We start from the raw sequence: 24,830 nt of genomic DNA, 5'->3' as shown, positions 1-24,830 counted from the left end.
CTGATCGTTAGTTAATAGTTAGGGTAAACCTATGATTTTTCAAAGAACTGTGCAGAAAAAAGTACAAGTGACCGGGGTGGGATTACACTCTGGAAACAAAGTGTGCTTGAGTATCAGCCCGGCTCCGGTTAACTCCGGTATTTCTTTGATACGGACTGATTTGACACCTAATGTAACGGTTCCTGCTAATGCCGATTTGGTTAAGGAAACGACATTGTGCACGGCACTGGTCAACGATCAAGGTGTCAAGGTAGCAACGGTTGAGCATTTATTTGCAGCACTCGCAGGGCTTGGAATCGATAACGCCATTATCGAAGTCGATGCGCCTGAAATACCAATCATGGACGGAAGTGCTAGCCCGTTTGTATTCCTGCTTCAAAGTGCAGGAATTAAAGAGCAGAAAGCTGCCAAGAAATACATTCGCATCAAAGAGACCATCCGCGTAGAGGATGGTGACAAGTGGGCTGAATTTCGCCCACACATGGGATTCAAAGTGGATTTTGCCATCGACTTTGAGCATCCAGAAATTGCTCGTTCACAGCAACACATGGTGATGGACTTCTCCGCCGGATCTTTTGTGAAAGATGTAAGTAGAGCAAGAACCTTTGGTTTCATGCGTGATATTGAATATCTGCGCGCTAACAATTTAGCGCTCGGTGGTAGCATGGAAAACGCCGTGGTACTAGATGAATATAAGGTACTTAACCCGAACGGCCTGCGTTTCGAGGATGAGTTCGTTAAACATAAGATTCTAGATGCCTTTGGTGATTTGTACTTAGCTGGCCACGCCATATTAGCTGAGTTTAAAGCGTATAAAACAGGACACGCGTTAAACAACCAGTTAGTACGTGCATTACTGGCCAACCAAGAAGTGTGGGAACTGGTGAGTTTCGATGCGGAAGAGCAAGTACCGGTCAACTATGGGATGCCGGTTCTAGCGTAATCCAAGCGTTGACATTTTTAACGGCTGGCCTTTGAGGCTAGCCGTTTTAGTTTCTGACCAAGCTCACCGCCAATGCTTTCGGCAGCAGCGTTGATGTGCTCAGCAGCTTGATGTGAAATTTGATTGCGGTTCGTTACTGATTTTTTAGCAATCTTAGCCATTTGTGGGTTGACTTTAACTTCAATTGTCGCCAGCATTGGCAAAGAGCATGCCCGAATGCTATCTATTAGTGCGGCCTTAGAAAAATTAAAACGCGCGCCCCAACTGGCGCTATCAACGGCTACCACCAATACTCCTTGGCGCAGGTTAATGACCTGCAGATGTTCAGAGGTTGGCGTGCCCACAAATTGTTTAACTTGGTGATCAAGTGCAGTAATGAGCTCAGCGTGCTGCAGCAACTGATTAAGGTTGTTGTCAGCTTTAGCTACTTTGGAAAGCCCTTTCGGTTTTGGCTTCATAGAAAATTACTGCTTATAGAATTTATTTGAGACAGGTATGAGTGTAACAGTATTTATTCAACGACGAAAAGGCGTTGTGCGCTGGCAACCAGGCAAGGCTTGGATAATTGTGCCCGCTGCGATCATTGCTGCTACCGCCTATCTGTCGCTTAATAAGAGCGAACAGCAAGCTCAGCAACTCTTGGCTGAGCAACAAAGACAACACCAATCCGAACGTTCAATCGAACGTATTTCCCAATTGAAACAAGCCACGCAAGAACAGCTGAATATGCTGGCCGCTAAAGTTGCGCGAATTCAAGCGCGTCTTGGACGAATGGAAGCATTGGGTAATCAGGTAGCAGAACAGGCACGCCTAGCGGATCAGTTTGATTTTAGTGGCGAGGTCGGTGTCGGTGGCATTGAACTCGGCGAGCAACAAATTGAGCTGCAAGATTTATTGCAGCAAATGGACGAATTAATGGTTCGGTTAGACAAGGGGGATCGGGAATTAGCATTGCTAAGTACGGTTACCCATAACCACCATGTTGATGAACAGAGATACATTACCGGCAGACCCATTAAGAAAGGGTGGATGTCTTCCGCTTATGGCACGCGTAACGACCCTTTTTCGGGAAGAAAAGCGTACCACAAAGGGGTTGATTTCGCTGGTAGCGAAGGTGCGGAAGTTATTGCAACCGGTGCCGGTGTGGTAACTTGGGCAGATCGTTTATACGGGTATGGCAAAATGGTCGAAATTGACCATGGTAATGGCCTGAAGACCCGTTATGCGCATCATAAAGAAATCCTCGTTAAGGTTGGCGACGTCGTCTCAAAAGGGCAATCTATTGCTTTGATGGGAAGTACCGGACGCTCAACCGGTCCTCATGTTCATTACGAAGTTTTGCGCGCGGGTAAGCAAATTGACCCGGCAAACTATGTTTATCGCAAACCGCGAGTATAATGACACATTCAGGCGAGACCGGGAGGTTTTCGCCAAACTTTCACACAACTAAAGTGATTTCAGATGTTTGGTAATCTACTAACAAAACTGTTCGGCAGTCGTAACGACCGTACCCTTAAACGCCTACGTAAAACCGTAGCGACTATCAATTCATTAGAGCCTAGCTTAGAAGCCTTATCGGATGATGAGCTTAAGGCCAAGACTGCGGAATACCAGCAGCGCCTTAAAGATGGCGAGAGCATGGAACAAATTCTTCCAGAAGCGTTTGCGACCGTCCGCGAAGCCTCTAAGCGCGTTTTTGGTATGCGTCACTTCGATGTGCAAATGATTGGCGGTATGGTTCTACACGACAATAAAATTGCCGAGATGCGTACCGGTGAAGGTAAAACTCTCACAGCAACTTTGCCTGCTTATCTGCATGGTCTTACTGGCAAAGGCGTACACGTTATTACCGTGAACGATTACCTTGCGACCCGTGACGCCGAATGGAATCGACCATTGTTTGAATTCCTAGGACTAACCGTTGGTATTAACATTCCTGGATTAATGCCAGAGCAAAAGCGAGAAGCTTATGCAGCGGATATTACCTACGGTACCAACAATGAGTTTGGTTTTGACTACCTTCGCGATAACATGGCGTTTTCGCCGCAAGACCGTGCTCAACGTCCCCTTTACTATGCGCTCATCGATGAGGTGGATTCGATTTTGATCGATGAAGCTCGTACGCCATTAATTATCTCTGGCGCCGCGGAAGACAGTTCAGATTACTACACCCGTGTAAACACCTTGATTCCGAGCTTGGTGCAACAAGAGAAAGAAGACACTGAAGACGAAGTCGGTGATGGTGACTTTACCGTTGATGAAAAAGCGAAATCGGTCAACTTAACGGAACGTGGCCAAGAAAAAGTTGAGCAATTGCTAACGGACATAGGCTTGCTCAAAGAAGGTGACTCGCTTTATTCCGCCACCAACATATCTCTGCTGCACCATGTTAACGCGGCATTGCGTGCCCACATGTTGTTCGAGAAAGACGTCGACTACATCGTTCAAGACGGTGACATTGTGATTGTTGACGAACATACCGGACGTACCATGCCAGGCCGCCGTTGGTCTGAAGGACTGCACCAAGCGGTTGAAGCTAAAGAAGGGGTTAAGATTCAAAATGAAAACCAAACCCTAGCGTCTATTACTTTCCAAAACTACTTCCGTATCTATGAGCGTTTAGCCGGTATGACCGGAACCGCAGATACAGAAGCTTTCGAATTCCAACACATTTATGGCCTTGATACGGTTGTGATTCCGACCAATAAGCCTATGGTGCGTGACGATCGTGCGGATTTGGTTTATCTCACCGCAGAAGAAAAATACGACGCTATTATCGAGGATATCAAGGACTGTCAGGATCGTGGTCAACCGTCACTTGTTGGTACAGTATCCATTGAAATGTCGGAATTGTTGTCGAAGAAGCTTAAGCAAGCCAAGATTAAGCACAACGTGTTAAACGCGAAATTCCACGAGAAAGAAGCAGACATTGTTGCAGAGGCTGGGCGCCCTGGAGCGGTGACCATTGCAACCAACATGGCGGGTCGTGGTACCGACATTATGCTCGGTGGTAACTGGATGATCGAGCAGAGCAATCTGAAGAATCCGGATGATGCCAAATTAGCGGCCATTAAAGATGACTGGGAACAACGTCACGAACAGGTTTTGGAAGCCGGCGGCTTGCACATTATCGGTACCGAACGCCACGAATCACGTCGTATTGATAACCAGTTACGTGGTCGTTCAGGCCGTCAAGGTGACGCTGGTTCTAGCCGTTTCTATTTATCCATGGAAGATAGCTTAATGCGCATCTTTGCTTCCGATCGCGTATCAGCAATGATGAAAAAGCTGGGCATGGAAAAAGGTGAAGCAATTGAGCACCCTTGGGTTTCTCGTGCCATTGAAAATGCACAGCGCAAGGTTGAAGAACGTAACTTCGACATTCGTAAACAGTTGTTAGAGTTTGACGACGTTGCCAACGATCAGCGTAAAGTGGTTTATGGTCAACGTAATGAGCTCATGGATGCCGAAGACATTGGCGATACCATTAAAGGTATTAGCATTGATGTGGTGGATAACGTCATTTCCGAATACATTCCACCGCAATCGCTTGAAGAGTTATGGGATGTTCAAGGCCTTGAAGCGCGCTTGAAGCAAGATTTCTTATTGGATCTACCGGTTCAGAAATGGCTGGACGATGAAGACGACCTCCATGAAGAAACTTTACGAGTGCGTATCTATGACCAATGGGAAGAGGCTTATAAAGCCAAAGAGGCGCAAGTTGGTGACAGTGTTTTACGCCAGTTCGAAAAAGCAATCATGTTGCAAACGCTTGATACACTTTGGAAAGATCACTTAGCTGCAATGGATCATCTGCGCCAAGGTATTAACCTGCGCGGTTATGCGCAAAAGAATCCTAAGCAAGAGTACAAGCGTGAATCGTTTGATTTGTTCCAAGCCATGCTTGAAGCGTTGAAAACCGAAGTCATCGCTATTCTGTCTAAGGTTAAAGTACAAGCAGAATCCGAAGTAGAAGCAATGGAAAACCAGCGCAGAGCTCAAGAGCAAGAAATGGCTCGAGCCCGCAGTTTTAACCATGCGCAAGCGGAAAATCTAACCGCTGACGCTCCAGAGCAAAGCGGCGGTGGCACCTTTACTCGGGAAGAAGCTAAGGTTGGGCGTAACGACCCTTGTCCGTGTGGCTCAGGGAAGAAATATAAGCAATGCCACGGTAAGCTGAAATAACCTAATTTAAGCGTACAAAGCCCAACATTAGTCATAAATGTTGGGCTTTTTTATAAGACCTATACGATAGATTGCTTGAATACAAATCTGGCTTTAAGGACACCACCATGCCAACACCTGAAACGATCCTTGTTGCCGTTGCAGTCATTGCTAAAGGCACAAAAATTTTAATTGCGAAACGAGCTGCTGAGCAACATCAAGGTGATAAGTGGGAGTATCCGGGCGGTAAGGTAGAGGCTGGAGAAAGCGTGGAGCAAGCATTGGTGCGAGAGCTTGATGAAGAACTGGGCATCAAGGTTCAGTCGCAGCAGGCTTTGTTAGAAATTAGCCATCAATATCCAGAGAAGACCGTTAAGTTGATGGTGCAATGGGTTGATGAATTTGACGGCAATCCTGTGGGTCGAGAAAACCAGCCTTTGCGCTGGGTAGAGGCGCAGGACTTACCCAGCTTTACGTTTCCCGATGCTAATGGGCCGATTACCGAGGCGATTGTAGCGCGCCTGCGCTGTTAATCAGGGCGCTTAGACAATAATTCATCCACTTGTTTTTCCAGAGCTTCTAGTTTTGCGCGGGTTTTTTCTAGTACTTTTGTTTGCACGTCAAATTCTTCGCGAGACACTAAGTCGAGTTTCATTAATTGCTGCTGCAGAATGTGTTTGCTTCGCTCTTCAAATTCGCCAGCCGCCTGTTTCAGCTGCGGTGGCAAGGCGTCGCTTAATTGCTTAGCGACTTCTTCGAGTTTCTTTGGATTTATCATAATCGACTCCTAACAGGGGGGGTATTGTAGCTCAATGGTGAAAAATGAAAAAGCTCTGCGCAAGGGCAGAGCTATTAAAGGTTAATCGCAGCACCGATTAGCTGTGGCTGTTATCCGCCAGTTTGGGTTTTGATTCATCAAACTCGGTAATGGGCTTATGCTTACTGGCCAGATAGGTGTACACAACTGGCAATACGAATAAGGTGAAAATAGTCCCTACCGCTAACCCAGACACAATGACCAAGCCGATATTAAATCGAGCCACAGCGCCTGCACCAACCGCAAATAGCAGCGGAATCAAGCCGGCTATCATGGCTGCTGTAGTCATCAAGATAGGGCGCAATCGAATTTGTGCCGCTTTGGTGATGGCTTCAGTTTTGCTTTTACCAAAGTGAATCTGCTCTTCCTTGGCCACCTCGCACATTAAGATACCGTGTTTGGTAATCAGTCCGACTAGGGTGATTAAACCGATCTGACTGTATATATTTAATGAGCTCAGCCCAAATATGTGGGTCCAGCTTAAGGCCACTAAGGCACCACTGATTGCCAAGGGCACCGACACCAAAATAACCAAAGGATCTCGCAAGCTTTCAAACTGGGAGGCTAACACCAAGAAGATTATCGCCAGCGCCAATGCGAAGGTCACGTACAAAGCAGAACCTTCGGTTACGTATTGGCGCGCTTCCCCTAAAAAGTCATAGCTATAGCCTTTAGGTAACTGGTTTTGCCCTATGTTATCTAAGAAGGAAATCGCACTGCCTATAGCAACACCTGGGGTGTTCACCGCACTGATGGTCATAGCGTTCATCTGATTGAAATGAGACAAAGACCGCGGCTCTGCGATTAACTCGATATCCACCAAACTAGAAAGCGGGATAGAACGTCCATCAGCCGCGGTAACGTAGTAATTTTTAAGTGACTCTGGTCCTGCCCTGAAACGTCGCTCAACCTGAGGAATTACTTCGTAACTGCGACCGTCCATGTTAATTCGATTGACGTAGCCGTCGCTCATCATGGTGGATAAGGTCATGCCAATATCGCTCATGGTAATGCCATAGGCACCTGCCATGTCACGCTTAATGTGCAGTTTCATGGTGGCGGAATCAAACTTTAGGTCAATTGCTGAATACACAAACAGCGGGCTGGCCTGAACTTGCTCAAATATCCCTAACCCCACTTGGAACAAACTTTCAAACGAGTTGGAAGTGGTAATCACAAACTGCACAGGTAAACCACTGGAAGCGCCAGGTAATTCAGGCATCTGGAAAGCGGTTAACGACAGCTCCGGAATGTCTTTTACCTTCTCGCCAAAATAGGCCTGCATTTCCGCTTGAGAGCGATCGCGCTGACTCCAAGGTACCAGAGGGGCAATCCCGAACGACTGGTTCGAGTTGGGAATACCAACAAAAGCCAGAGAGGTTTCTGTTTCTGGCGGCTCTTGCAAGGTTTTCATAACGTCGGTCATGCTGTTTTGGATGTAATCTAGGTTGGCCGTTGACGGTGCCTCACCCATGAGCATCAATACCGATTTGTCTTCGTTAGGCGCCAGTTCGCTTGGGATAAAGCGGAACATAAGTGGTAGGCTTACCATCACTATCACGGCGAACATAATGATGACCGGTTTTTTAGCCATGACCGCTGCGAGCATGCGACTGTAAGTGTTGGTCATCGAGGTAAGCACACGCTCAACCCCACGTTCGAATCGATTCGGCTGGTGAGTGTTTTTCAGCAGCTTAGAGCACATCATAGGTGACAGCGTTAATGCCACAATACCCGAGACAAATACTGCACCGGCTAAGGTGAGCGCGAACTCCTTAAATAACGAGCCGGTAAGGCCACCCATTAATGCGATAGGTGCATAAACCGCGGCTAAGGTAATGGTCATCGATATCACCGGTACTGCGATTTCTCGGGTACCGATAATGGCGGCACGAAACGGAGGCTCGCCTGCTTTAATGTGCCGGTCGACGTTTTCAACCACCACAATGGCATCGTCAACCACCAAGCCAATCGCCAACACCATTGCCAGCAATGTCATTAGGTTTAAACTAAAGCCGAACATTTGCATGAATATCGCCACACCGATGAGCGATAGTGGAATGGTCACTATGGGGATCAAAACAGCTCTCAATGAGCCTAAAAACAGTGTGATCACCACGATAACGATTAAGGCGGCCTCAGCAATGGTTTTGATAACTTCAGTGATGGATTCATCAATGGCTAACGAGGAATCGTATAACATGCGCATTGAAATGCTTGGCGGCAAATTGCGATCCATTTCCGGCATGATGTCACGAACGCCCTCGGCAACGGTCAAGGGGTTGGCGGTGGGCGTAACATCCACTGCAACGATGACCGCCTCTTTACCTTCGGCTAAGGCCCGATAAGTATCATGACTTTTTTCTAGACTGATGTTGGCGATGTCACCTAAGCGAACCACCATGCCATCGTTGTTACCAACGATGAGCCGTTGTAACTCTTCCACTGTCGCGATTTGGGTATCGGCAGTGCCATTAAATAAACCAAAATAGCTATTGGCTTGGCCGACGGCGGATTGGAAGTTATTGGCTTGCAGTACTTGGTTAACCTCGGTGGCGGACATGCCAAAGGCTCCCATACGCGCTGGGTCTAACCATATGCGCATGGCGTATTGAATACCGCCGTATAAATTAACCTTAGCAACGCCGTTTACACCGAATAGCCGCGGCCTGATAACCCGCTCTAAATAATCGGTGATTTGACTGGCATTAATGGTGTCACTTGAGAACGCAATATAAACCACTGAGGTTTGTGAACCGGTGGACAGTTCTACGGTGGGATCTTGGGCTTCCGATGGCAGTTGCGATCGTACCGAGTTAACCTTAGCTAAAATGTCTGCAAGTGCAGCGTTTGGGTCGGTATTAAGCTTCATGTTAACCGTCACTACAGAACGCCCTAAGAAGCTTTGCGAGGTAATGAAATCGATGTTATCAGCCTGAGCGATGGCTTGCTCGACCGGTTGGGTGATGAAGCCCTGGATAAGGTTCGCATCAGCGCCGTAGTATGATGTATTTACCGTAACAACCGTAGTGGTCATTTCCGGATATTGGCGTACCTGCATTTCGTTGAGCGCATTCAGACCCAACAGCAACAGCAGCAAGCTGATGGATATTGCCAGTACAGGTCGACGAATGAAGATGTCAGTAAATCTCATTAGCTGTCCCTTACAATTGAGGCATTTCGTCAGCAGGGGTTAGTACATCGCGATCGACGATGGCAACTTTACTGCCGTTGCTTAATCGTAATTGACCGCTGGTGACCACTTTATCGCCGGCTTTTATACCGGATACAACGTGGGCTAATTTGCCATTGCGTTCAGCCACTTCAACGTTCACTTGTTTGACTCTCGTTTCGCCGTCTTTTTCTTCGATGACGAACACGGTATTGCCATAAAGGGTAAAGTTAATGGCGTTTTCCGGCAGGGTAATTTGGTCAGTCAGTTGTTCAAGTTGAATGCCTACCCGAGCAAACATACCGGCGCGCAGATGGCCTTTATCGTTAGGAATGGTGGCTTGGATTTGAATCAATCCGCTTTGGTAGAACACGGCGGGCTCAATGGCGCTGATTTTTCCTAAGAAGCTGTGTTCGGGGTAAGCATCCACCAATACTTTTACATCATCACCTACGGCGATTCGGGCCAACTCAGTTTGAGGAATGGTGAATCGAATCTTCATGGTGCTAATGTCTTCAAGGCGAACTATGTTGGTGCCCACTTGCAAATATTGGCCGAGATTGACGGAGCGAATACCAACGATGCCACCAAAGGGAGCTTTGATTTGGCGACGGTCGATGGTCGCGCTCAAGCTTTCGATTTCTGCTTGCAACGCTAAGTAAGTTGCTTCGGCTTTATCTAAATCCGCTTTTGACACCGAACCCACTTTGTACAATCTTGATGAGCGCTCGAAGTCTGACTTGGCGGCGGGTAACCGTACTTTGGCGCTTTGCAGGTTAGCTTTTTCTACGTTGGAATTTTGAGTAAGCAGAAGTTGTCCGGCAACCACATTAGCTCCGTTCTCAAAATTAATGCTTTGAACCACACCAGCAGCCTCGGTTGCTAATGTTACACCTTGATTCGGCTCAACAAAGCCAATAGCGTCAATGCTTGGTTGCCACGATTTTAGCTCGACGGTTTGCGCCGTTACCGGAAATTCAGGTTCCGGCATGTTAGCAATAGCTTCGGCTATTTTTCCCTGAACAAAGTAATTGAATCCGATAACAGATCCGAACACGAGTAGGGCAACAATTAGCATTACGCTGATCCACTTTTTCATCGTTTACTGGGCTCCTTTACGATGATTATTTCAAAATCGAATGCCAACATAGGTCGTATGCGGTTGACAATTCATTGTTAGAAAACTTCATTCCTTGCTGACGTCTACGAGCTAAACCAACGGCAGGTTCAATGCTGGTAGCGACTAAAATCTCAACGCGAATATCTTTGAACATTCCAGCCTCAACGCCATCGACTAATATTTGCCGCATGGGTTGAAAGGTGCTTAATAACAGCTCTAAGTGTTGACCAGAATTGGCTCCAGGTAAATGCAACGCTTGTTCATAGGACAATTGATTGGTGGTTGTTCGTGCATCGAACTCCACCACATTCCACCATAATCGACGAAAACGCTGCTCGACAGTGCCTTTTTCAGCATCCTTTAATATAACGAGGGCTACTTGGCAAAAAATGCGCTCAACGAGCTGGGCTGTTAGCGCTTCTTTATTGTCATAGTAGCGATAGATAGTACCTGCGGCGACACCGGCTTCTTCAGCAAGTTTTTGCATGGACAGGCCTTGGTATCCTTCGCGGGCTATAATTGATTCTGCTGCAATAAGGATTTGTTGCTGCTTGTTGGTCATTAATTCAGCGATGAATGAACGTTCATTCATTAATTATAAGCAAGTTTTAGCGAAGCGCTAACTTTTTTTAGTAACGCCTTAGTCATATTCTCAGAATTGTTAAGAGTTGGAAGATGGATTGATTGTTTTTGGTTAACGCTGCGAATGTATGACGAGGCGAGTGCGAATTTGCTATTATCTGCTGCTTACACTTTCTTCAGGACACTTCGATTCATGCAACTTAATCCGAACCAAGACCTTGCCGTCAAGTATGTCAGTGGTCCTTGCCTGGTTTTAGCAGGCGCTGGCAGTGGCAAAACTCGGGTTATTACCAACAAAATAGCCTATTTAGTTGAAGAGTGTGGCTACCAAGCTCGGCATATTGCAGCGGTTACCTTTACCAACAAAGCGGCCAGAGAAATGAAAGAGCGGGTTGGGCAAACCATGGGGCGGAAAGCTGCTCGAGGTTTGTGGGTGTCGACGTTTCATACGTTAGGGCTTGAAATTATCCGAAAGGAAGTAAAAACCATCGGTCTAAAGAGCAATTTCTCGTTGTTTGATGACCAAGACAGTCTGGCGCTTCTCAAAGAATTGACCATGGAGCAGATTGACGGCGATAAAGACTTGCTTGGTCAGTTGGTGAATCAAATATCGAATTGGAAGAACGATTTAATACTTCCAGACGATGCCATTAAACAGGCGCGAGATCCAAAAGCGGTGCTGTTTTCGCAAAGCTATAAGCTCTATCAACAACATTTGAAAGCCTATAACGCGTTGGATTTTGATGATCTTATTTTAATACCAACCTTATTGTTGCAAGCTAATGAAATTGTCAGGACTCGCTGGCAACAACGCATACGGTATTTGCTGGTGGATGAATATCAAGACACCAACACTTCTCAATACTTATTAGTTAAGTTGCTGGTGGGTGAGCGAGCTCGATTTACTGTGGTGGGAGACGATGATCAGTCGATTTACTCTTGGCGAGGCGCCAAACCTCAGAACCTGGTGCTCCTATCCAAAGATTTTCCGTCCTTAAAGCTTATTAAACTGGAGCAAAATTATCGCTCCAGTGGTCGTATTTTGAAAGCCGCCAACATACTGATTGCGAACAACCCGCACGTTTTCGATAAAGCCTTATTCAGTGAGCTGGCTTTTGGCGAAAGCATAAAGGTGTTGCAGGCCAACAATGAAGAGCAGGAAGCAGAGCGGGTGGTCGCGGAAATCATTCGCCATAAATTTGTACGCAAAACGGAATTTGGACAATACGCCATCTTGTACCGTGGCAATCATCAAGCGCGAGTGTTTGAAAAGGCACTGATGACCAATCGGATCCCTTATAAGCTCTCTGGGGGCACCTCATTTTTCGCCCGCGCCGAAATTAAAGACATCATGGCGTATTTGCGGTTATTGGTGAATCCAGACGATGACAACGCCATGTTGCGGGTGGTAAATGTGCCCAAGCGTGGCATAGGGCCTGCGACACTGGAAAAAATCGGCGCATTAGCTAATGAGCTAGAGCAATCGTTATTTGAAACCGCTTGTGATAGCCGACTTTCTCATGTGCTATCGGGAGCGGCGTTAGCTGCGGTCAATCAATTCACGCGCTTCTTGGTGGAAACTGCCGACCGAGCAGAGCGCGGCGACAGCGTTGCGGCGCTGCGCACCTTGGTGCAAACCATAGACTACGAAGAATACCTATACGAAACCAGTGCCAGCCCTAAAGCGGCTGAAATGCAGATGAAAAATATTTCTGAGCTTTATCGCTGGGTTACGGAAATGCTGGAAGGCGATGAGCTTGACGAGCCGATGACGCTGGCACAGGTGGTCACCCGATTAACGCTCAGAGATATGATGGAGCGAAACAGCGAGGATGAAGGCGGCGATCAAGTGCAACTTATGACGCTGCATTCATCTAAAGGGCTCGAATATCCTTACTGCTTTATGGTGGGTATGGAGGAAGGATTTTTGCCTCATCAATCCAGTATCGACGAAGACAACGTGGAAGAGGAGCGTCGGTTAGCTTATGTGGGCATCACTCGAGCTCAGCAAGAGTTATGGTTCACTTTGTGTCGAGAGCGTCGCCAATACGGCGAACAAGTCACCTGCGAGCCGAGCCGTTTCTTGCTGGAACTACCGCAGGATGATTTAGAGTGGCTAGATAGACGTCAGCCGCAAACGCAAACACAGAGAGAAACCAGAGCCCGCTCCAATATTGCTAATCTGCGTGCGATGCTAAATAACGATAAATCCTAGCGGTTATTACCTAAAATATGAGCAAACGCACTAAACTGGTATATTAGTGCTGGACGAGTCGGGGCGCTTCCCTTATAGTATGCCCCGCTGGTAAGGCAGACGGCCTTCTGGACGAGCGCCCATAGCTCAGCTGGATAGAGCGCACCCCTCCGGAGGGTGAGGCCGGAGGTTCGAATCCTCCTGGGCGCGCCATCAGACTTACTAGCGATTCGACAGTGGTGGGCGTAGCTCAGTTGGTAGAGCCCCGGATTGTGATTCCGGTTGTCGTGGGTTCAAATCCCATCGTTCACCCCATTATTCCCGCGCCGGCGGATTAAAAAACGGAAAATCGGTGATTAGCGCAGCCTGGTAGCGCATCTGGTTTGGGACCAGAGGGTCAGAGGTTCGAATCCTCTATCACCGACCACATTAAAGAAAGCCCTGCAAGCAATTGTAGGGCTTTTTTGCTATCTGCTTCCCAAAGGGGGGACGTACCCCCCTTTTTCTTTTACAAAACTTTCAAAGGGTTACGCGGGTAGGGTACGTCCCCATGTTTTTTTCGCTAGAAGCGATAGCTGGCTCTTACCCATGCGTTGCGTCCGGTTTCGTTAACCCTTATGGATTTTTGGTCATCAGGTAACAGATCGTTTTGAGCTCCGGTTTTGCTGATGTGTTCGGCATAGGTTTTGTTTAATAAATTATCAAGCCCGAATGAAACCAATATTGCCGGAGTCGGTTTCCAGCTTGCATTCATTGACAACACTCCGAAACCAGGAGACTCGGCAATATCGACACCTACAGTGTTTCCATGACCTACAGTCACTCGATTTTGTTTGGCTACAACTCGCCAAAGTAAACTGTATTCTAGCGTAGGTAGTGTATAGCTGATGCTGATATTGGTTTCCATTGGAGAGATTTGACCAAGTGGGGTGTTGTCCGAATGGTTTTGCCCATAACTGTATGAAAACGTTGCAGCGACATCCCAATGAGTTGCAATTTGATAGCTAGTACTGGCCTCAATGCCAGCGATCCTAGCATTGATATTACGCGCTTTAATAGGTTGAGTGTTGTCGATCAATATATAATCTTTAATGCTCCCTAGGTAGCCACTAATACTCATTGGTAGCTCGCCAGAAGCTGTCCAACCAATATCTAACTGTGTGGTTTTCTCATCCGCCAAAGTGAGAGTGCGGCCAACTTTGTTTATTTCCCAGTAGTCTGCTGGGCGTTGTGAGTGTCCTACACCTATAGTCCACGAATCCTGATTTAAGCCTTGATGCTCCCATCGAGTAAATCCACTCACTAGGTTTGTATGCTTGTTGGGTTTAGAGCTATTTATGGCCCAACTACCGAGTATATCGGTATCTTGGTGATCTACGCGAATGCCATATTCTAGCGCGTTATTTGGGCTCAATTCATAGCGAGACTCCATAAATACACCAAGATTAGTCATTTGATAAATGCGTTCGAACGTTTGCATTTGAATCTCGTCGATGCTAGCACCTCGACGTGTATCCATAACAGAGTCCATCACATCTATGCCTATCCAAGCCAATACATTGTTAGAGAATTCAAGCTCGTTAGTTGCAGTGGCGCCAACGGTAGTGCGCTTTGGATTCGAACCAAATAGCGGGGTATCGGAGGCTTTATCAAATTGGTCCATTATGTGATCGTTTTCATTCCAATAGAGCTGCAGTTCACTGTTATTGACCCATGACTGTGTCCATTCTTGGTTAGCGTATAGCTGCCATGAATCGCTATTAATTTGGCTGGCTTTATTCGCTCGGTCTGCATATTCAGCGGAGCCTCGGGCTCGTTTATGGCTTACTTCGAGAATAGAGTCTGTGGTTGGAGCATAAGCAACTGCCGCGTCAAAGAAGTTACGATCGTAACGTGATTGCACCGCATCTCCGTTACCGTCTTTAAAGTGGTCACTTTCAGACGCATTGGCGTTCATTGTTATATAGTAGTCCTCGGTGCCAGTTTTAATGTCTATTAGGTAGTCTGCTCTATCGAAGCTTCCTCTTGTTAACGCTAAACTTCCTTGAGTTTGTGGTTGATAAAACATTGAACGATCTTTATTGAAGAGCACAGTTCCCGCTGATCCTACCGGTCCGTAACGAACACTTTGCGGGCCTTTTATGACAACAACTTGATCAAATGCTTCAGGTACTACATAGTTTGTTGGTGGATCCATGCGTCCACCACAAGTACCTGAAGAGTGCTGGCCATCGTTTACAATGCTAATACGGGAGCCCGCGAGACCCCTTAAACTGATATCACCTCCAGCCCCGCCTTTGCGAGTAACATTGATTCCTGCAATAGACTTTAATAAGCCTGAACCGTCGAATGAAGGAATCGGTTGGTGAGGCTTTCGTGGGTCGATAGTGATTGAACTATCTGCAGCTATTTTTGCACCTGTAACCACAATGACTTCATCGCAGCCCAGCTCGTAGCCGCAACGATTTGGCTCTTCATTAGCCAAAACGGGGGCGATGGCTAGATATGAAATGGGTAAGAATGCGATGGTTCTGTTAATCATGTTTGTTATTACTTATTGGTGATGCCTGAATGTGTATTTTCAGTAAAAGTTATAAAAAGAAAACGTAAATCGCAGGGGGTGCGACGTTATGTCGCAGTGAGCCGTGATTTCCATCGCGATTTCATTTAGTCGGGCTTTATTAGCAAAAGGCAAATGAGTAGTGTTGCCGTGAAAAATGATGGAATTGAAAAAGTTGGATATTGTGAAAAAATACGAGTTTCAGCTGGATACGCTGCAACCGATGCAAAAACTGGTGGCGTTTCGACTCAGTTGCTCTTTGCTGCTTATTGTCTATGGCTTTGCAAGCATTTGGTGGAATAATTTACCGGAAGCAATTAACGTTCATTTTGTATTTATCTGCTCTGCTTTGGTTATACAAAGTATCGCGTTATTGGTTAGCCCGCCTAAAAAAATGCATCCGCAAACTGTGCTTTTCGTGAATTTGTTGATTGATTTGGCTTTCATCACAGCCTTATTGGTCATTAATGGTGGTGCTACTAACGCATTTGTTTCTGCGTTAATTATTCCGGTTGTATTTGCGGGTGTTTTTCTGGGTATAAGGCGTCTAGCAGTCATAGCTATGGTGGCTGTAGCCTGTTATTCGGCATTATTGTGGTTTATGGATCCCCACAAAATGCATCATCATGATATGCAAGAACACTTTTTAGGAATGTGGATAAATTTTATTTTCACCACCACAGTTGTTTGTATCATTGTTGGCACCATGGCGACAATGATACAGCGTAGAGAACGCAACCTTGCAGTATTTAGAGAGCAGCAGCTTACTCAAGAAAATTTGCTGGCGCTTGGTACCGCCTCAGCGCAAGTGGCCCACCAATTAGCGACACCTGTTTCGACCATACAAATGCTTTATGAAGAGCTTTCCGAGGAATATCCAAATGATAGTATTGTTACCGAGCTCGCTGAACCTATTGCTAAGTGTAAGAAACACATCGAAGGTTTTAGAGTGCAAGCGCAAAATCTACAGACAAATAAGCGCGGTTGGGTATCGGTAAATGAGCTGGTCAATGGTATTAAGCAAGCTAGCCAATTGAGCTTTCCCGATCAGGAGTTACGTCTTGTTAGTAAAAGCTTACCGATAGGGCGGGTATTAACAGATGTTTCTCTATTGCCTGCGATTTTGAATCTGATTCAAAACGCAGCTAATGCGAATCAAGCCTACAGCAAACAGCTCATCGAGCTATCCATCGCCTCGAAGGATGATAAGTTGGTGATCAGTATTCGTGATTTTGGGCGGGGCTTTACTGAGGCACAACTGCAAAGTCTGAGATTGAAAAGCCAGCCGAGTACTCAAGGTTTAGGGATTGCTGTATTGCTATCAAATGCAACGATAGAACGGTTAGGAGGCAGTTTAACTCTCTCCAATAGCAAAGACGGCGGAGCTATAGCGGTATTATCTATAAGGTATCAAGAACATGATGCGACTACTAATTGTTGATGACGATGTGGCATTTGCTAATGCTATGTCAAGACGCCTTAGCCGGTTAGGGTTTGATTGTGCTATCGCTCATACGGTTTCAGAAGCTCTGCTAGTTGCTCGCCGACTTGAGCCGACTTATGTTTTGCTTGATATGAATTTAGAAAGTGAAACGGGTATCGATCTGATAAAACCGCTTAAGAGTATTCTACCAATTACGAGGATTGTATTACTTACCGGGTACGCTAGTATTGCGACCGCTGTAGAAGCGATACGGCGTGGGGCGGATGATTATTTGGCGAAGCCAGCAGACACCAATCAAGTGGCTAAAGCACTCTTAGGAAATAATGCCGATCATGCAGTTATTATCAATGAGCTACCAAGCGTTAAAGAGCTTGAATGGCAACACTTGCAACAGGCATTAAAAAGCAACAATGGCAACGTATCGCTAACGGCTCGGCAATTGGGGATGCACCGACGGACGTTGCAGCGTAAGTTGCAAAAAAGACCTCTATAATCTGATTCACCAGCTAGCTATTTATACAAAAAAAACCACTCCAAATGTCCACTGGAGTGGTTGCAATAAATACTTATTGCGAGTAACCAATTACACCAGCAGGGTGACAGTAATTGGCGTCGTAAGCATTTTCCCGTGGATTGGGTAACTCACTAATCTGTAACGCTGTAGGCTAAATATCCTAACGTGACTTTGCTTAACTTGAAGTCTCGCTGGTCACTATGAAATACGGTAAACCAATCAGTTAACGACTTCTGTGAGGCAGATTTTTGTTTTATTTTTCGTTTTCTATTAGCGATATTTTTTAACTTTAAATGATCACTAATGATCATTTTTTATCTATAAAAACTGCTAATAAGGGGCTATTTTTCAGTCGTCATCAGTTTTTTAACTTTATGTTTTTATACGCTTAAATTCATTTTTGAGAGGTTGAGTACAAGTTTCATCATTAGAGCTCATGCTATCGGAGTTTGTGCTCTTGATCTCAGATGAATTTGTTGATTTTAAGTATAATTTAAGGTAGCTAAACAAATTTACCAAGACAATACATGTCTAGTGACGTAGGGATAGTCATAGTGAGAAAAATTACAGACTATTTGGAGCTCGATATCGAGGGCAAATACATATTAAATCATATTGATGATTCTAAAGTGGCTTTGTCTTTTTCTGAAACAGCGGTGTTAAATGAGTTGGTTTCCCATCAGGGCGAAATCTGCGATAAAGAAACTTTATTAGGGATTGGTTGGCCAAATAGAATTGTTGCCCCGTCTTCGCTGACTCAATGCATTAGTACGCTCAGACGAAAGCTCACTCCATTTTCTGAGATTAACTTACAAGCGATAGCACGCCGTGGCTATCAGATTCAGATTGTCGAGCAATCGCAGGTGAAACTGGTGTCTTTACATGACAGCGAAACAATCAGACAAGCTATTGTTGATGTTTCGCCTGCGGTAAAGGCGTTTGGTATCATTCTGTTGTTTGTTTTGCTTGCGGTACTTTTTTACTTTTCTACTAACCACCGTGTTACTCAAATTGCTCATCAATGGCATGACGAACCAGATATTTCTTTAAATCTAGGTGGTCAAGTTAACCAATTGCCTTTGCTAAGTTTCCGCAATAGCTATGCGACGACAAGCCAAAATTGGCAGCGTCATATTGATCCTGCTCATAATACCTCGAAGGCGCCACGTCCTTTTAAAGGGGTGGCGCTTGCTACGTCTAGAACTCATTCTTTTGCTGCTTGTTTTTTGGATGGCATAACACATGATTCTTGCCAACATAGCGGTGCTATTAATCTTGTTGCCATGGAATCACAGCCGGCCGCTGTGGACTATGGTGCTCTCAGTCAAATCATCGCTCAAGTCTCGGACCGCTTCCGTTACAATCGAGTTCTGATTCCACAAGGTTCCGAGGGGCATGTTACTGAGCATCATTATCATGCCGATGTGTTCTTCCCTAGAGCGAATAAAAAATTGATCCGTGGCGATTTTGCTATTTCTCTCATATATGAGAGAAATAATTACGGCAAGTTTTTTTATAGCGTGTGTATAACCGATGAGGACTGCCTCGGAGAGCCCATTAAGTTTAATGCTCGCGGAGAGTTTCGAAAATTCAGTCGTCGCATAGGTGAACACTATGTGGATATATTTTATGTTACGCCAACACAACACCATTTGCCTCGTCCAGATGCAATTCGTGACTTTGCATTGCCATTTTATCAAGAGTTAAGACGAGTTGAAGTGTCCACGCAGCCGTTAATTTTCTACCGTTTGCAAGATGAAGGCGATAAATCTTTGTGGGTATTACCATTTATGGGAAATATTGTTGCTTGGGCAAATTATGAGAAGGTTAGGCTTTAGTACTCTGTGGGTAAGGATTTTAAAAACGCTAGCCACAAGGCTAGCGTTTTTTTAATTTAAACGGTTATCAAAGGTTAAAGGGGCGACATACTCTGGTTAATACGCCTTGTAGCTTTGATATGGCTAAACCATAGTTGGTTATGGGCAATTGTTGGTTGTGACACTGGCGAATTCGATAAAGCATTTCGCGCCGATTAAACATGCAGGCTCCACAGTGGATAACTAATCGATATTCGCTCAGTTGAGAAGGGAAGTCGTGTCCAGAAACTACGTCAAAGGTGAGTTCTCGTCCGCTGTATTTGCGGATCCAGGCTGGTAACTTAACGCGTCCAATATCATCTTCTTGCACATTGTGACTGCACGCTTCTGCGATTAGAATTCTATCACCATCAATTAATTGATCCAATATTTGAGCTCCTTGGATAAAGGCATCAAGTTCACCTTTGGCACGAGCGAATACCGTTGAGAATGTGGTCAGTGGAATGTGATCAGGTAAGTCTGAATTTACCGATTTTATTGCTTGTGCGTCGGTAATAACTAATGCTGGTGGCTGCGCTAAATGTTCTAAATATTGGATCAGCTGCGTTTCTTTAACGACAGTACCCATGGAGTCATTATCAAGTATGTCTCTTAATACTTGCACTTGAGGTAGGATGAGCCGACCTTTGGGAGCCGCGCTATCGATAGGGGTAACGCAAACAATATGAGCACTTTTTTCATATAAGTCGCCAGTCAATGAAAGTTCTGGTTGTTCGTATTCGGATAGAAAGCTGACGATGTTCTGTTTTACTTGTTTTGCCTGCCCTGGATCTGTTGCTGAAACTTGAGCGTAGCCTAGTTGATGATGACGGCAGTAATCTATATCGCTAGGCTTAGGGGGCGCAATGTCGCCTTTATTGAAGATTACTAATGTTGGAACGCTTAACTCAATAAGCTTTTCCAGCATTGCCTTATCGGCACTCAACAGCCCATGCTCATCGGTTACTAGTAAAGCGCTATCTGCTCGATAAATGACTTGCTCGGTCGCTTTGACTCTATGCTGGCCAAGGCTACTGCGGTCATTAATGCCGGCCGTATCGACAAAAGTAACTGGACCAAAGGGTAATAATTCGTATGGTTTGGTGACGGCATCCGTTGTTGTACCTTGTTGAGAGGACACTATGGATATTTGTTGACCGGTAATTAGGTTTAATAACGATGATTTACCGGCATTCATGCGACCCAGAAGGGCAGTGTGATGCCGGGCCCCTCTAGGTGTTTGCATAGGATCTACAGTAGTAGAGTTAATACCTTGACACATGTGACTTCCTTTTGGAGTCGCCGCGGCTGATAGTTGGGTTCAGTCCTTGGCTTTGAATTTGTTGGCTGATGGCTTCAAGGCGTTGTTCAATAGTCAACGTTGATGCGTTTTTTCCTGGATAGATGGTGTAATTAGTAAATACCTCTGTTGGAGTAAACGAAGGCATAACTATATTACAGCCTCGCGTAATGGCGCGTGTCCGTGCCCCTTTATCGAGTACTTCTAAGGAGCTGGTTGCTGGAATGTGAGCAAGGGGATTCATAAGACGAAGTATCGCAGTAACTCGATGACTTAATAAGACCTGACCATTATTGTTGGAGCATAGAGGAGTATCTGAATGTGCTACAAATGGCCCACAAGCAATCATATCGAGCTCTAGAGCAGTTAATGCTATTAGGTCGTTTACCAGTGAATCGATGGTGATCCCAGGTAGCCCGACGATGATACCGCTTCCAACTTGATAGCCTAGTTCCTTAAGGTACGAAAGATGCTCGAGACGTTTATCAAAATCAGATTTTGGACGTAACTCATTAAACTTTTGTCGGTTAAAGGTTTCCATTTTTAAAAGATAGCGGTCAGCGCCATCTTGCCGCCATTGTTGGTATTCGTCATAGCGGCGCTCCCCGAGTGATAAGGTAACGGCAACATCGTCACGTTGCTTAATAGCGTCAATGAGACGGCTGATGCTAAACATTGAGTATTTGCTGTCATCTCCGGATTGTAGGACAATGGTCTTTAACCCTGTTTCTAATACGTTATCCACGGCCGCTAAAATTTGTTTCTCGGTCAAACGATAGCGCTCAAGGTTTCGGTTGTTGCTGCGCAGCCCACAATAATGACAGTGCTGACGGCAGTAATTGGAAAACTCGACAATTCCTCTTAGATAAACTTGATTGTCAAATACCTTGCGACAAATGCGGTCAGCTTCTTGAAATAACCACTGGTCATTGTCGCCAAGCAGTAACGCTTTTATCTGTTGTTTAGTTAACTGCGACGATATAAAAGAAGACGTAGTAACCTTCATAATCTCGATAAACCTTGCGAACATTCACTGACATAACGAGCCAGTGCAGTTTCGGTGGGTGAAAGTGTTTGGTTTGGAATGCCGTTATTAAACCAGTGCTGAATTTGTCCAGCATTTAATCCCAGTGCAACGGTATCAATTTTGAGCCATACGCCTTGTGCCGACGTCGAGTGACTATGAGCGTAATGACCCGCATAAATACTATCTTGAATAAGAAGCAATGGCTGTAGTGGCATTGCCGCCGTTAGTTGATGTTCTACATTTGCGGCAAATTCCTTGGCTAAATCATCGACCCACCGCCTAGATTCTTGCTGTAGCCGAGCCACCTCAATAGCACTGTGAGATGGCCTTAGAATTGCTGCAAATTCCTGTTGCCAATGGCATTTAGGTTGAGCCGATATGATGACCAACTGCTGTAAACTTCCATCGCTTAATTTGCGGCGAACCAATCGTTCAATATCACTGTCTATAAAATTACTATAAATAGCAGCATGCCATACCATGAACGCAGCAGACTGCATCTCCGCTAACAGACCTGATATATTGAACCCCAAAGTAACCTCAAAGGCTTGAGAGTTACGACCGATATTCGACGACTCCACGAGTAAGCTCGGATTACAAATAGATATCGCGTTCGCCAGCCGAAGTCCGGTTCAGGCAATTGCGAACATTACGTGCACGAGCTGGGCTCATGGCGGCCAATTCTCTTTCAATCAATTGATTACCCGCTTCTTGAGTTTTTTTATCGGCATAATCCTTTAGGTATTCTTTAAATGTTATCAGGGCATTGGGCTGACAAAATTTAGAAATAAACTGTTTTTTCGCTAATCCGATAAAGTGATCACCGGTTCGGCCCTTGCGGTAACACCCAGTACAAAAAGACGGAATGGAGTTCGAGTCAGTGACTAGTTCGTATATGATGTCATTAACGCTGCGATGCTCGCCGATACTAAATTGTTCGGCATCGGTATTTTGCTCTTTTGAGGCTTGATAGCCACCAGGAGCTGTGCAACTGCCAGCGCTTATCTGGGAAACTCCTAACTCTAAGAGTTCTTTTCTTAATCCCGCACTTTCTCTGGTGCTCATAATTAAGCCTGTATAAGGTACGGCTAAGCGAGTAATGGCAACGATCCGCTTAAAACATTCGTCGTCAACGTCGTAAGGGGGTTTAGTGCTAAGCTGTGAACCATGAGCCGGTTCGATGCGGGGAAACGAGATGGTATGCGGCCCAACACCACAATCCTGCTCTAAGCGTTGGACGTGGGTTAACATTGATAGCAGTTCGAAACGATGGTCGTATAAGCCAAATAGTACACCTAAACCGACGTCATCAATGCCTGCTTCCATCGCACGATGCATAGCATATTGACGATATAAAAAGTCACTTTTTTGACCTTTAATATGGACGGATTCGTAGGTGGCTCGGTGGTAGGTTTCTTGGAAGCACTGATAAGTACCGATGGCAGCCGTTTTGAGTGTTTTGAAGTCTTCGATGCTCATCGGAGCACAGTTAACGTTTACTCGGCGTATCTCTCCGCCTCGACCATCTTTAGCGCTATACATGGTTTTAATGCTTTCAACGATTGCATTAACGTTGTTTCTTGGATGCTCACCATATACAGCTAAAACCCTTTTGTGTCCCATATCTTGAAGGATTTGTACTTCATTATGGATTTCTTGTTGATTAAGTGTTTTTCGTTTTAGGTGTTTGTTTTCTTCATTGAAACCACAGTAGGTACAGCGATTCGCGCAATGATTAGATACGTATAAAGGCGCGAACAATACAATGCGGTTACCGTAAATAGTGTCCTTAATTTCTTTAGCAACAGTAAACAACTCTTGGTCCATGTGTGGATCGGTGTTTTGTAAGAGAATGGCTACGTCTTTTAAGGATAATCCGTCACATGATCTTGCTTTCTCAAGCACAGCCTGCACTTCCGTTGCAGAGGGATTAGCGGATTGGTTAATGATGTGCCAAATATCATCATCATTGATAAAATTTTGGGTAGGGTCGTACTCTGCTATGGAAATTTGATGGTGTGATTGAGAAGTCATGGGATTACTACTTACTATCTAATTTAAAAATTGCGCAACCTAGATTGCGCAATTTATTTAGCACGCGTTAAGCGTTAGCGTTACTTGCTTGTTGTGCTTTTATGTTTGGTTTAACAGGAACAATTTCTTGCTCCACCCATAAAGGCGTGTATTCAGCTGCATCATGGTAAGGAACATTACCGTGAATCATCATTGCCTTAAAATCGTCAAAGCGGTATACCGCCAAGAACAAGTGAACAGGCAAAAAGGCGGTTAATAGCAGACCTGCTACTAAGTGAATCTGGCCAGAAAGCCATACAGCATCACGCGGAGCGGCATGAGGGATAAGCCATAATAGCAACCCTGACAAGATTAATAGCGTGCCGCCTATTAGTACGCAGGCACCAAATAATTTTTGGCCAGAATTGTATTTTGCCATTGGTGGAACAGCAACGGTCTTTCCAAGTAGGAATTTTTGAGGGTATCCACCAAGCACTTTAAACCACTTCACATCACGATCAGAAACCGTAAATACACGAGCGATAAAGTACACGACGCGATCAAATGCCATCAAGGTGAAGGCAATGGCATTTAAGGTTAACACCACACCGGTAACAATGTGAATGTCATAGCTTAACTGCATTGCTTGTTGGGATAGCGGTTTAAAAAACAGAATTAAACCTGTTATCGCTAATGGTAAAAAGCTAAACAGTAAAATGTAGTGGAATACGCGAACATTTAAAGGATGTTTTTGGATCATTCGCATATCGTGTTGATCTGAGTGCATGATCGATTTCCTATGAGTTTATTTTAGTGCGATCGACAAAAGTGGTGTGTAAAAGCTTATGGGAGTAATGTCCCAAAGGCTCACCACCGAACTCTTGATAGTATTTGGTGATACCAGGGTTTGCATGACTGACACGCAGTTTAGCGATCGCATCATCCTCGTATAAACCTGCACTACGAGCTTTGATGTAATCGTTACGGCTAGATATTTTGCTGGCTAACCAGCCAAATGGCAGTGCCATTACCGCAACAAATGCCCCACCGATGGCCATGAACTTTCTGCGAGATAGAAAGAAACCGTCTTCTGCAAATTCGTGTTGTTTATTCATAGTCATTTC

Annotated in this window: 20 protein-coding genes and 3 tRNA genes; 11 read left to right on the top strand and 12 right to left on the bottom strand. The window is 45.4% G+C overall.

The window, feature by feature from the left end:
* Positions 1-31: 31 nt before the first annotated feature.
* The gene (gene lpxC, locus CLC91_RS05720) at positions 32-943 is read left to right on the top strand and encodes a UDP-3-O-acyl-N-acetylglucosamine deacetylase (RefSeq protein ID WP_095500133.1); all 912 of its coding nucleotides are present in this window, start codon (positions 32-34) and stop codon (positions 941-943) included.
* A 17-nt stretch (positions 944-960) separates the two neighbouring features.
* On the opposite strand, the gene CLC91_RS05715 is transcribed toward lpxC, so the two are convergent.
* The gene (locus CLC91_RS05715) at positions 961-1,401 is read right to left on the bottom strand and encodes a DUF721 domain-containing protein (RefSeq protein WP_095500132.1); all 441 of its coding nucleotides are present in this window, start codon (positions 1,399-1,401) and stop codon (positions 961-963) included.
* Positions 1,402-1,438: 37 nt separating this feature from the next.
* On the opposite strand from CLC91_RS05715, the gene CLC91_RS05710 reads away from it, so the two are divergent.
* The 3 genes from CLC91_RS05710 to mutT all read left to right on the top strand — a co-directional run bounded on the left by CLC91_RS05710 (position 1,439) and on the right by mutT (position 5,640).
* The gene (locus CLC91_RS05710; RefSeq protein ID WP_095500131.1) at positions 1,439-2,341 is read left to right on the top strand and encodes a M23 family metallopeptidase; all 903 of its coding nucleotides are present in this window, start codon (positions 1,439-1,441) and stop codon (positions 2,339-2,341) included.
* A 63-nt stretch (positions 2,342-2,404) separates the two neighbouring features.
* A complete protein-coding gene (secA, locus tag CLC91_RS05705; protein WP_095500130.1) occupies positions 2,405-5,128 on the top strand; it encodes a preprotein translocase subunit SecA in 2,724 nt (907 codons plus the stop codon).
* 107 nt (positions 5,129-5,235) lie between these two features.
* Positions 5,236-5,640 (top strand): 8-oxo-dGTP diphosphatase MutT, encoded by a 405-nt coding sequence (gene mutT / locus CLC91_RS05700; protein ID WP_095497762.1) that lies wholly within the window; start codon positions 5,236-5,238, stop codon positions 5,638-5,640.
* On the opposite strand, the gene ubiK is transcribed toward mutT, so the two are convergent.
* The 4 genes from ubiK to CLC91_RS05680 all read right to left on the bottom strand — a co-directional run bounded on the left by ubiK (position 5,637) and on the right by CLC91_RS05680 (position 10,808).
* Positions 5,637-5,885, bottom strand: coding sequence for a ubiquinone biosynthesis accessory factor UbiK (gene ubiK, locus CLC91_RS05695; protein ID WP_095497763.1), 249 nt, complete (start codon positions 5,883-5,885; stop codon positions 5,637-5,639). The two genes, mutT and ubiK, sit on opposite strands and share 4 nt — an antisense overlap.
* A gap of 97 nt (positions 5,886-5,982) precedes the next feature.
* The gene (locus CLC91_RS05690; RefSeq protein WP_095500129.1) at positions 5,983-9,078 is read right to left on the bottom strand and encodes a multidrug efflux RND transporter permease subunit; all 3,096 of its coding nucleotides are present in this window, start codon (positions 9,076-9,078) and stop codon (positions 5,983-5,985) included.
* Positions 9,079-9,088: 10 nt separating this feature from the next.
* Entirely contained in the window at positions 9,089-10,195 is a 1,107-nt protein-coding gene (locus CLC91_RS05685) for an efflux RND transporter periplasmic adaptor subunit (protein WP_095497765.1), read from the bottom strand.
* A 25-nt stretch (positions 10,196-10,220) separates the two neighbouring features.
* Positions 10,221-10,808 carry a TetR/AcrR family transcriptional regulator gene (locus tag CLC91_RS05680; RefSeq protein WP_095497766.1) on the bottom strand — a complete coding sequence of 196 codons (588 nt, stop codon included), beginning with the start codon at positions 10,806-10,808 and terminating at the stop codon, positions 10,221-10,223.
* 183 nt (positions 10,809-10,991) lie between these two features.
* On the opposite strand from CLC91_RS05680, the gene rep reads away from it, so the two are divergent.
* The 4 genes from rep (at position 10,992) to CLC91_RS05660 (ending at position 13,419) form a co-directional block, all read left to right on the top strand.
* Positions 10,992-13,013, top strand: coding sequence for a DNA helicase Rep (rep, locus tag CLC91_RS05675; protein WP_095500128.1), 2,022 nt, complete (start codon positions 10,992-10,994; stop codon positions 13,011-13,013).
* Positions 13,014-13,128: 115 nt separating this feature from the next.
* Positions 13,129-13,205 (top strand) — tRNA-Arg (locus tag CLC91_RS05670).
* Positions 13,206-13,231: 26 nt separating this feature from the next.
* A tRNA-His gene (locus tag CLC91_RS05665) sits at positions 13,232-13,307 on the top strand.
* 35 nt (positions 13,308-13,342) lie between these two features.
* Positions 13,343-13,419, top strand: a tRNA-Pro gene (locus CLC91_RS05660).
* A gap of 135 nt (positions 13,420-13,554) precedes the next feature.
* On the opposite strand, the gene CLC91_RS05655 is transcribed toward CLC91_RS05660, so the two are convergent.
* Positions 13,555-15,534: a TonB-dependent copper receptor gene (locus tag CLC91_RS05655; RefSeq protein WP_095500127.1), complete on the bottom strand. Its 1,980-nt coding sequence runs from the start codon at positions 15,532-15,534 to the stop codon at positions 13,555-13,557.
* A 175-nt stretch (positions 15,535-15,709) separates the two neighbouring features.
* On the opposite strand from CLC91_RS05655, the gene CLC91_RS05650 reads away from it, so the two are divergent.
* From CLC91_RS05650 to CLC91_RS05635, 3 genes are all read left to right on the top strand, one after another.
* On the top strand, positions 15,710-16,993 hold the full coding sequence (locus tag CLC91_RS05650; RefSeq protein ID WP_095500126.1) for a sensor histidine kinase: 1,284 nt from the start codon (positions 15,710-15,712) through the stop codon (positions 16,991-16,993).
* Positions 16,971-17,489, top strand: coding sequence for a response regulator transcription factor (locus CLC91_RS05645; protein ID WP_095497770.1), 519 nt, complete (start codon positions 16,971-16,973; stop codon positions 17,487-17,489). Before CLC91_RS05650 ends, CLC91_RS05645 begins: the two co-directional genes overlap by 23 nt.
* A 575-nt stretch (positions 17,490-18,064) precedes the next feature.
* Complete coding sequence (locus CLC91_RS05635; protein ID WP_158220703.1) at positions 18,065-19,348, top strand: winged helix-turn-helix domain-containing protein; 1,284 nt, start codon at positions 18,065-18,067, stop codon at positions 19,346-19,348.
* 67 nt (positions 19,349-19,415) lie between these two features.
* Here the strand turns inward: CLC91_RS05635 and hydF are convergent, their stop codons facing one another.
* From hydF to CLC91_RS05605, 6 genes are all read right to left on the bottom strand, one after another.
* On the bottom strand, positions 19,416-20,648 hold the full coding sequence (hydF, locus tag CLC91_RS05630) for a [FeFe] hydrogenase H-cluster maturation GTPase HydF (protein ID WP_095497773.1): 1,233 nt from the start codon (positions 20,646-20,648) through the stop codon (positions 19,416-19,418).
* Positions 20,632-21,672 (bottom strand): [FeFe] hydrogenase H-cluster radical SAM maturase HydE, encoded by a 1,041-nt coding sequence (gene hydE, locus CLC91_RS05625; protein ID WP_095497774.1) that lies wholly within the window; start codon positions 21,670-21,672, stop codon positions 20,632-20,634. The genes hydF and hydE overlap by 17 nt, the downstream gene beginning before the upstream one ends.
* The gene (locus tag CLC91_RS05620) at positions 21,669-22,274 is read right to left on the bottom strand and encodes a hypothetical protein (protein WP_095497775.1); all 606 of its coding nucleotides are present in this window, start codon (positions 22,272-22,274) and stop codon (positions 21,669-21,671) included. Before CLC91_RS05620 ends, hydE begins: the two co-directional genes overlap by 4 nt.
* 13 nt (positions 22,275-22,287) lie before the next feature.
* On the bottom strand, positions 22,288-23,727 hold the full coding sequence (gene hydG, locus CLC91_RS05615; protein ID WP_095497776.1) for a [FeFe] hydrogenase H-cluster radical SAM maturase HydG: 1,440 nt from the start codon (positions 23,725-23,727) through the stop codon (positions 22,288-22,290).
* 67 nt (positions 23,728-23,794) lie between these two features.
* Positions 23,795-24,493, bottom strand: coding sequence for a cytochrome b/b6 domain-containing protein (locus tag CLC91_RS05610; protein ID WP_095497777.1), 699 nt, complete (start codon positions 24,491-24,493; stop codon positions 23,795-23,797).
* Between the two features lie 10 nt (positions 24,494-24,503).
* The gene (locus tag CLC91_RS05605; RefSeq protein ID WP_095497778.1) at positions 24,504-24,821 is read right to left on the bottom strand and encodes an iron hydrogenase small subunit; all 318 of its coding nucleotides are present in this window, start codon (positions 24,819-24,821) and stop codon (positions 24,504-24,506) included.
* Positions 24,822-24,830 lie beyond the last annotated feature (9 nt).

The sequence above is a fragment of the Paraferrimonas haliotis genome, from assembly GCF_002282895.1.
Lineage (GTDB): Bacteria > Pseudomonadota > Gammaproteobacteria > Enterobacterales > Shewanellaceae > Paraferrimonas > Paraferrimonas haliotis.
The sequence above is the reverse complement of the archived record's forward strand: the minus strand, read 5'-3'. Positions and strand labels throughout refer to the sequence as shown.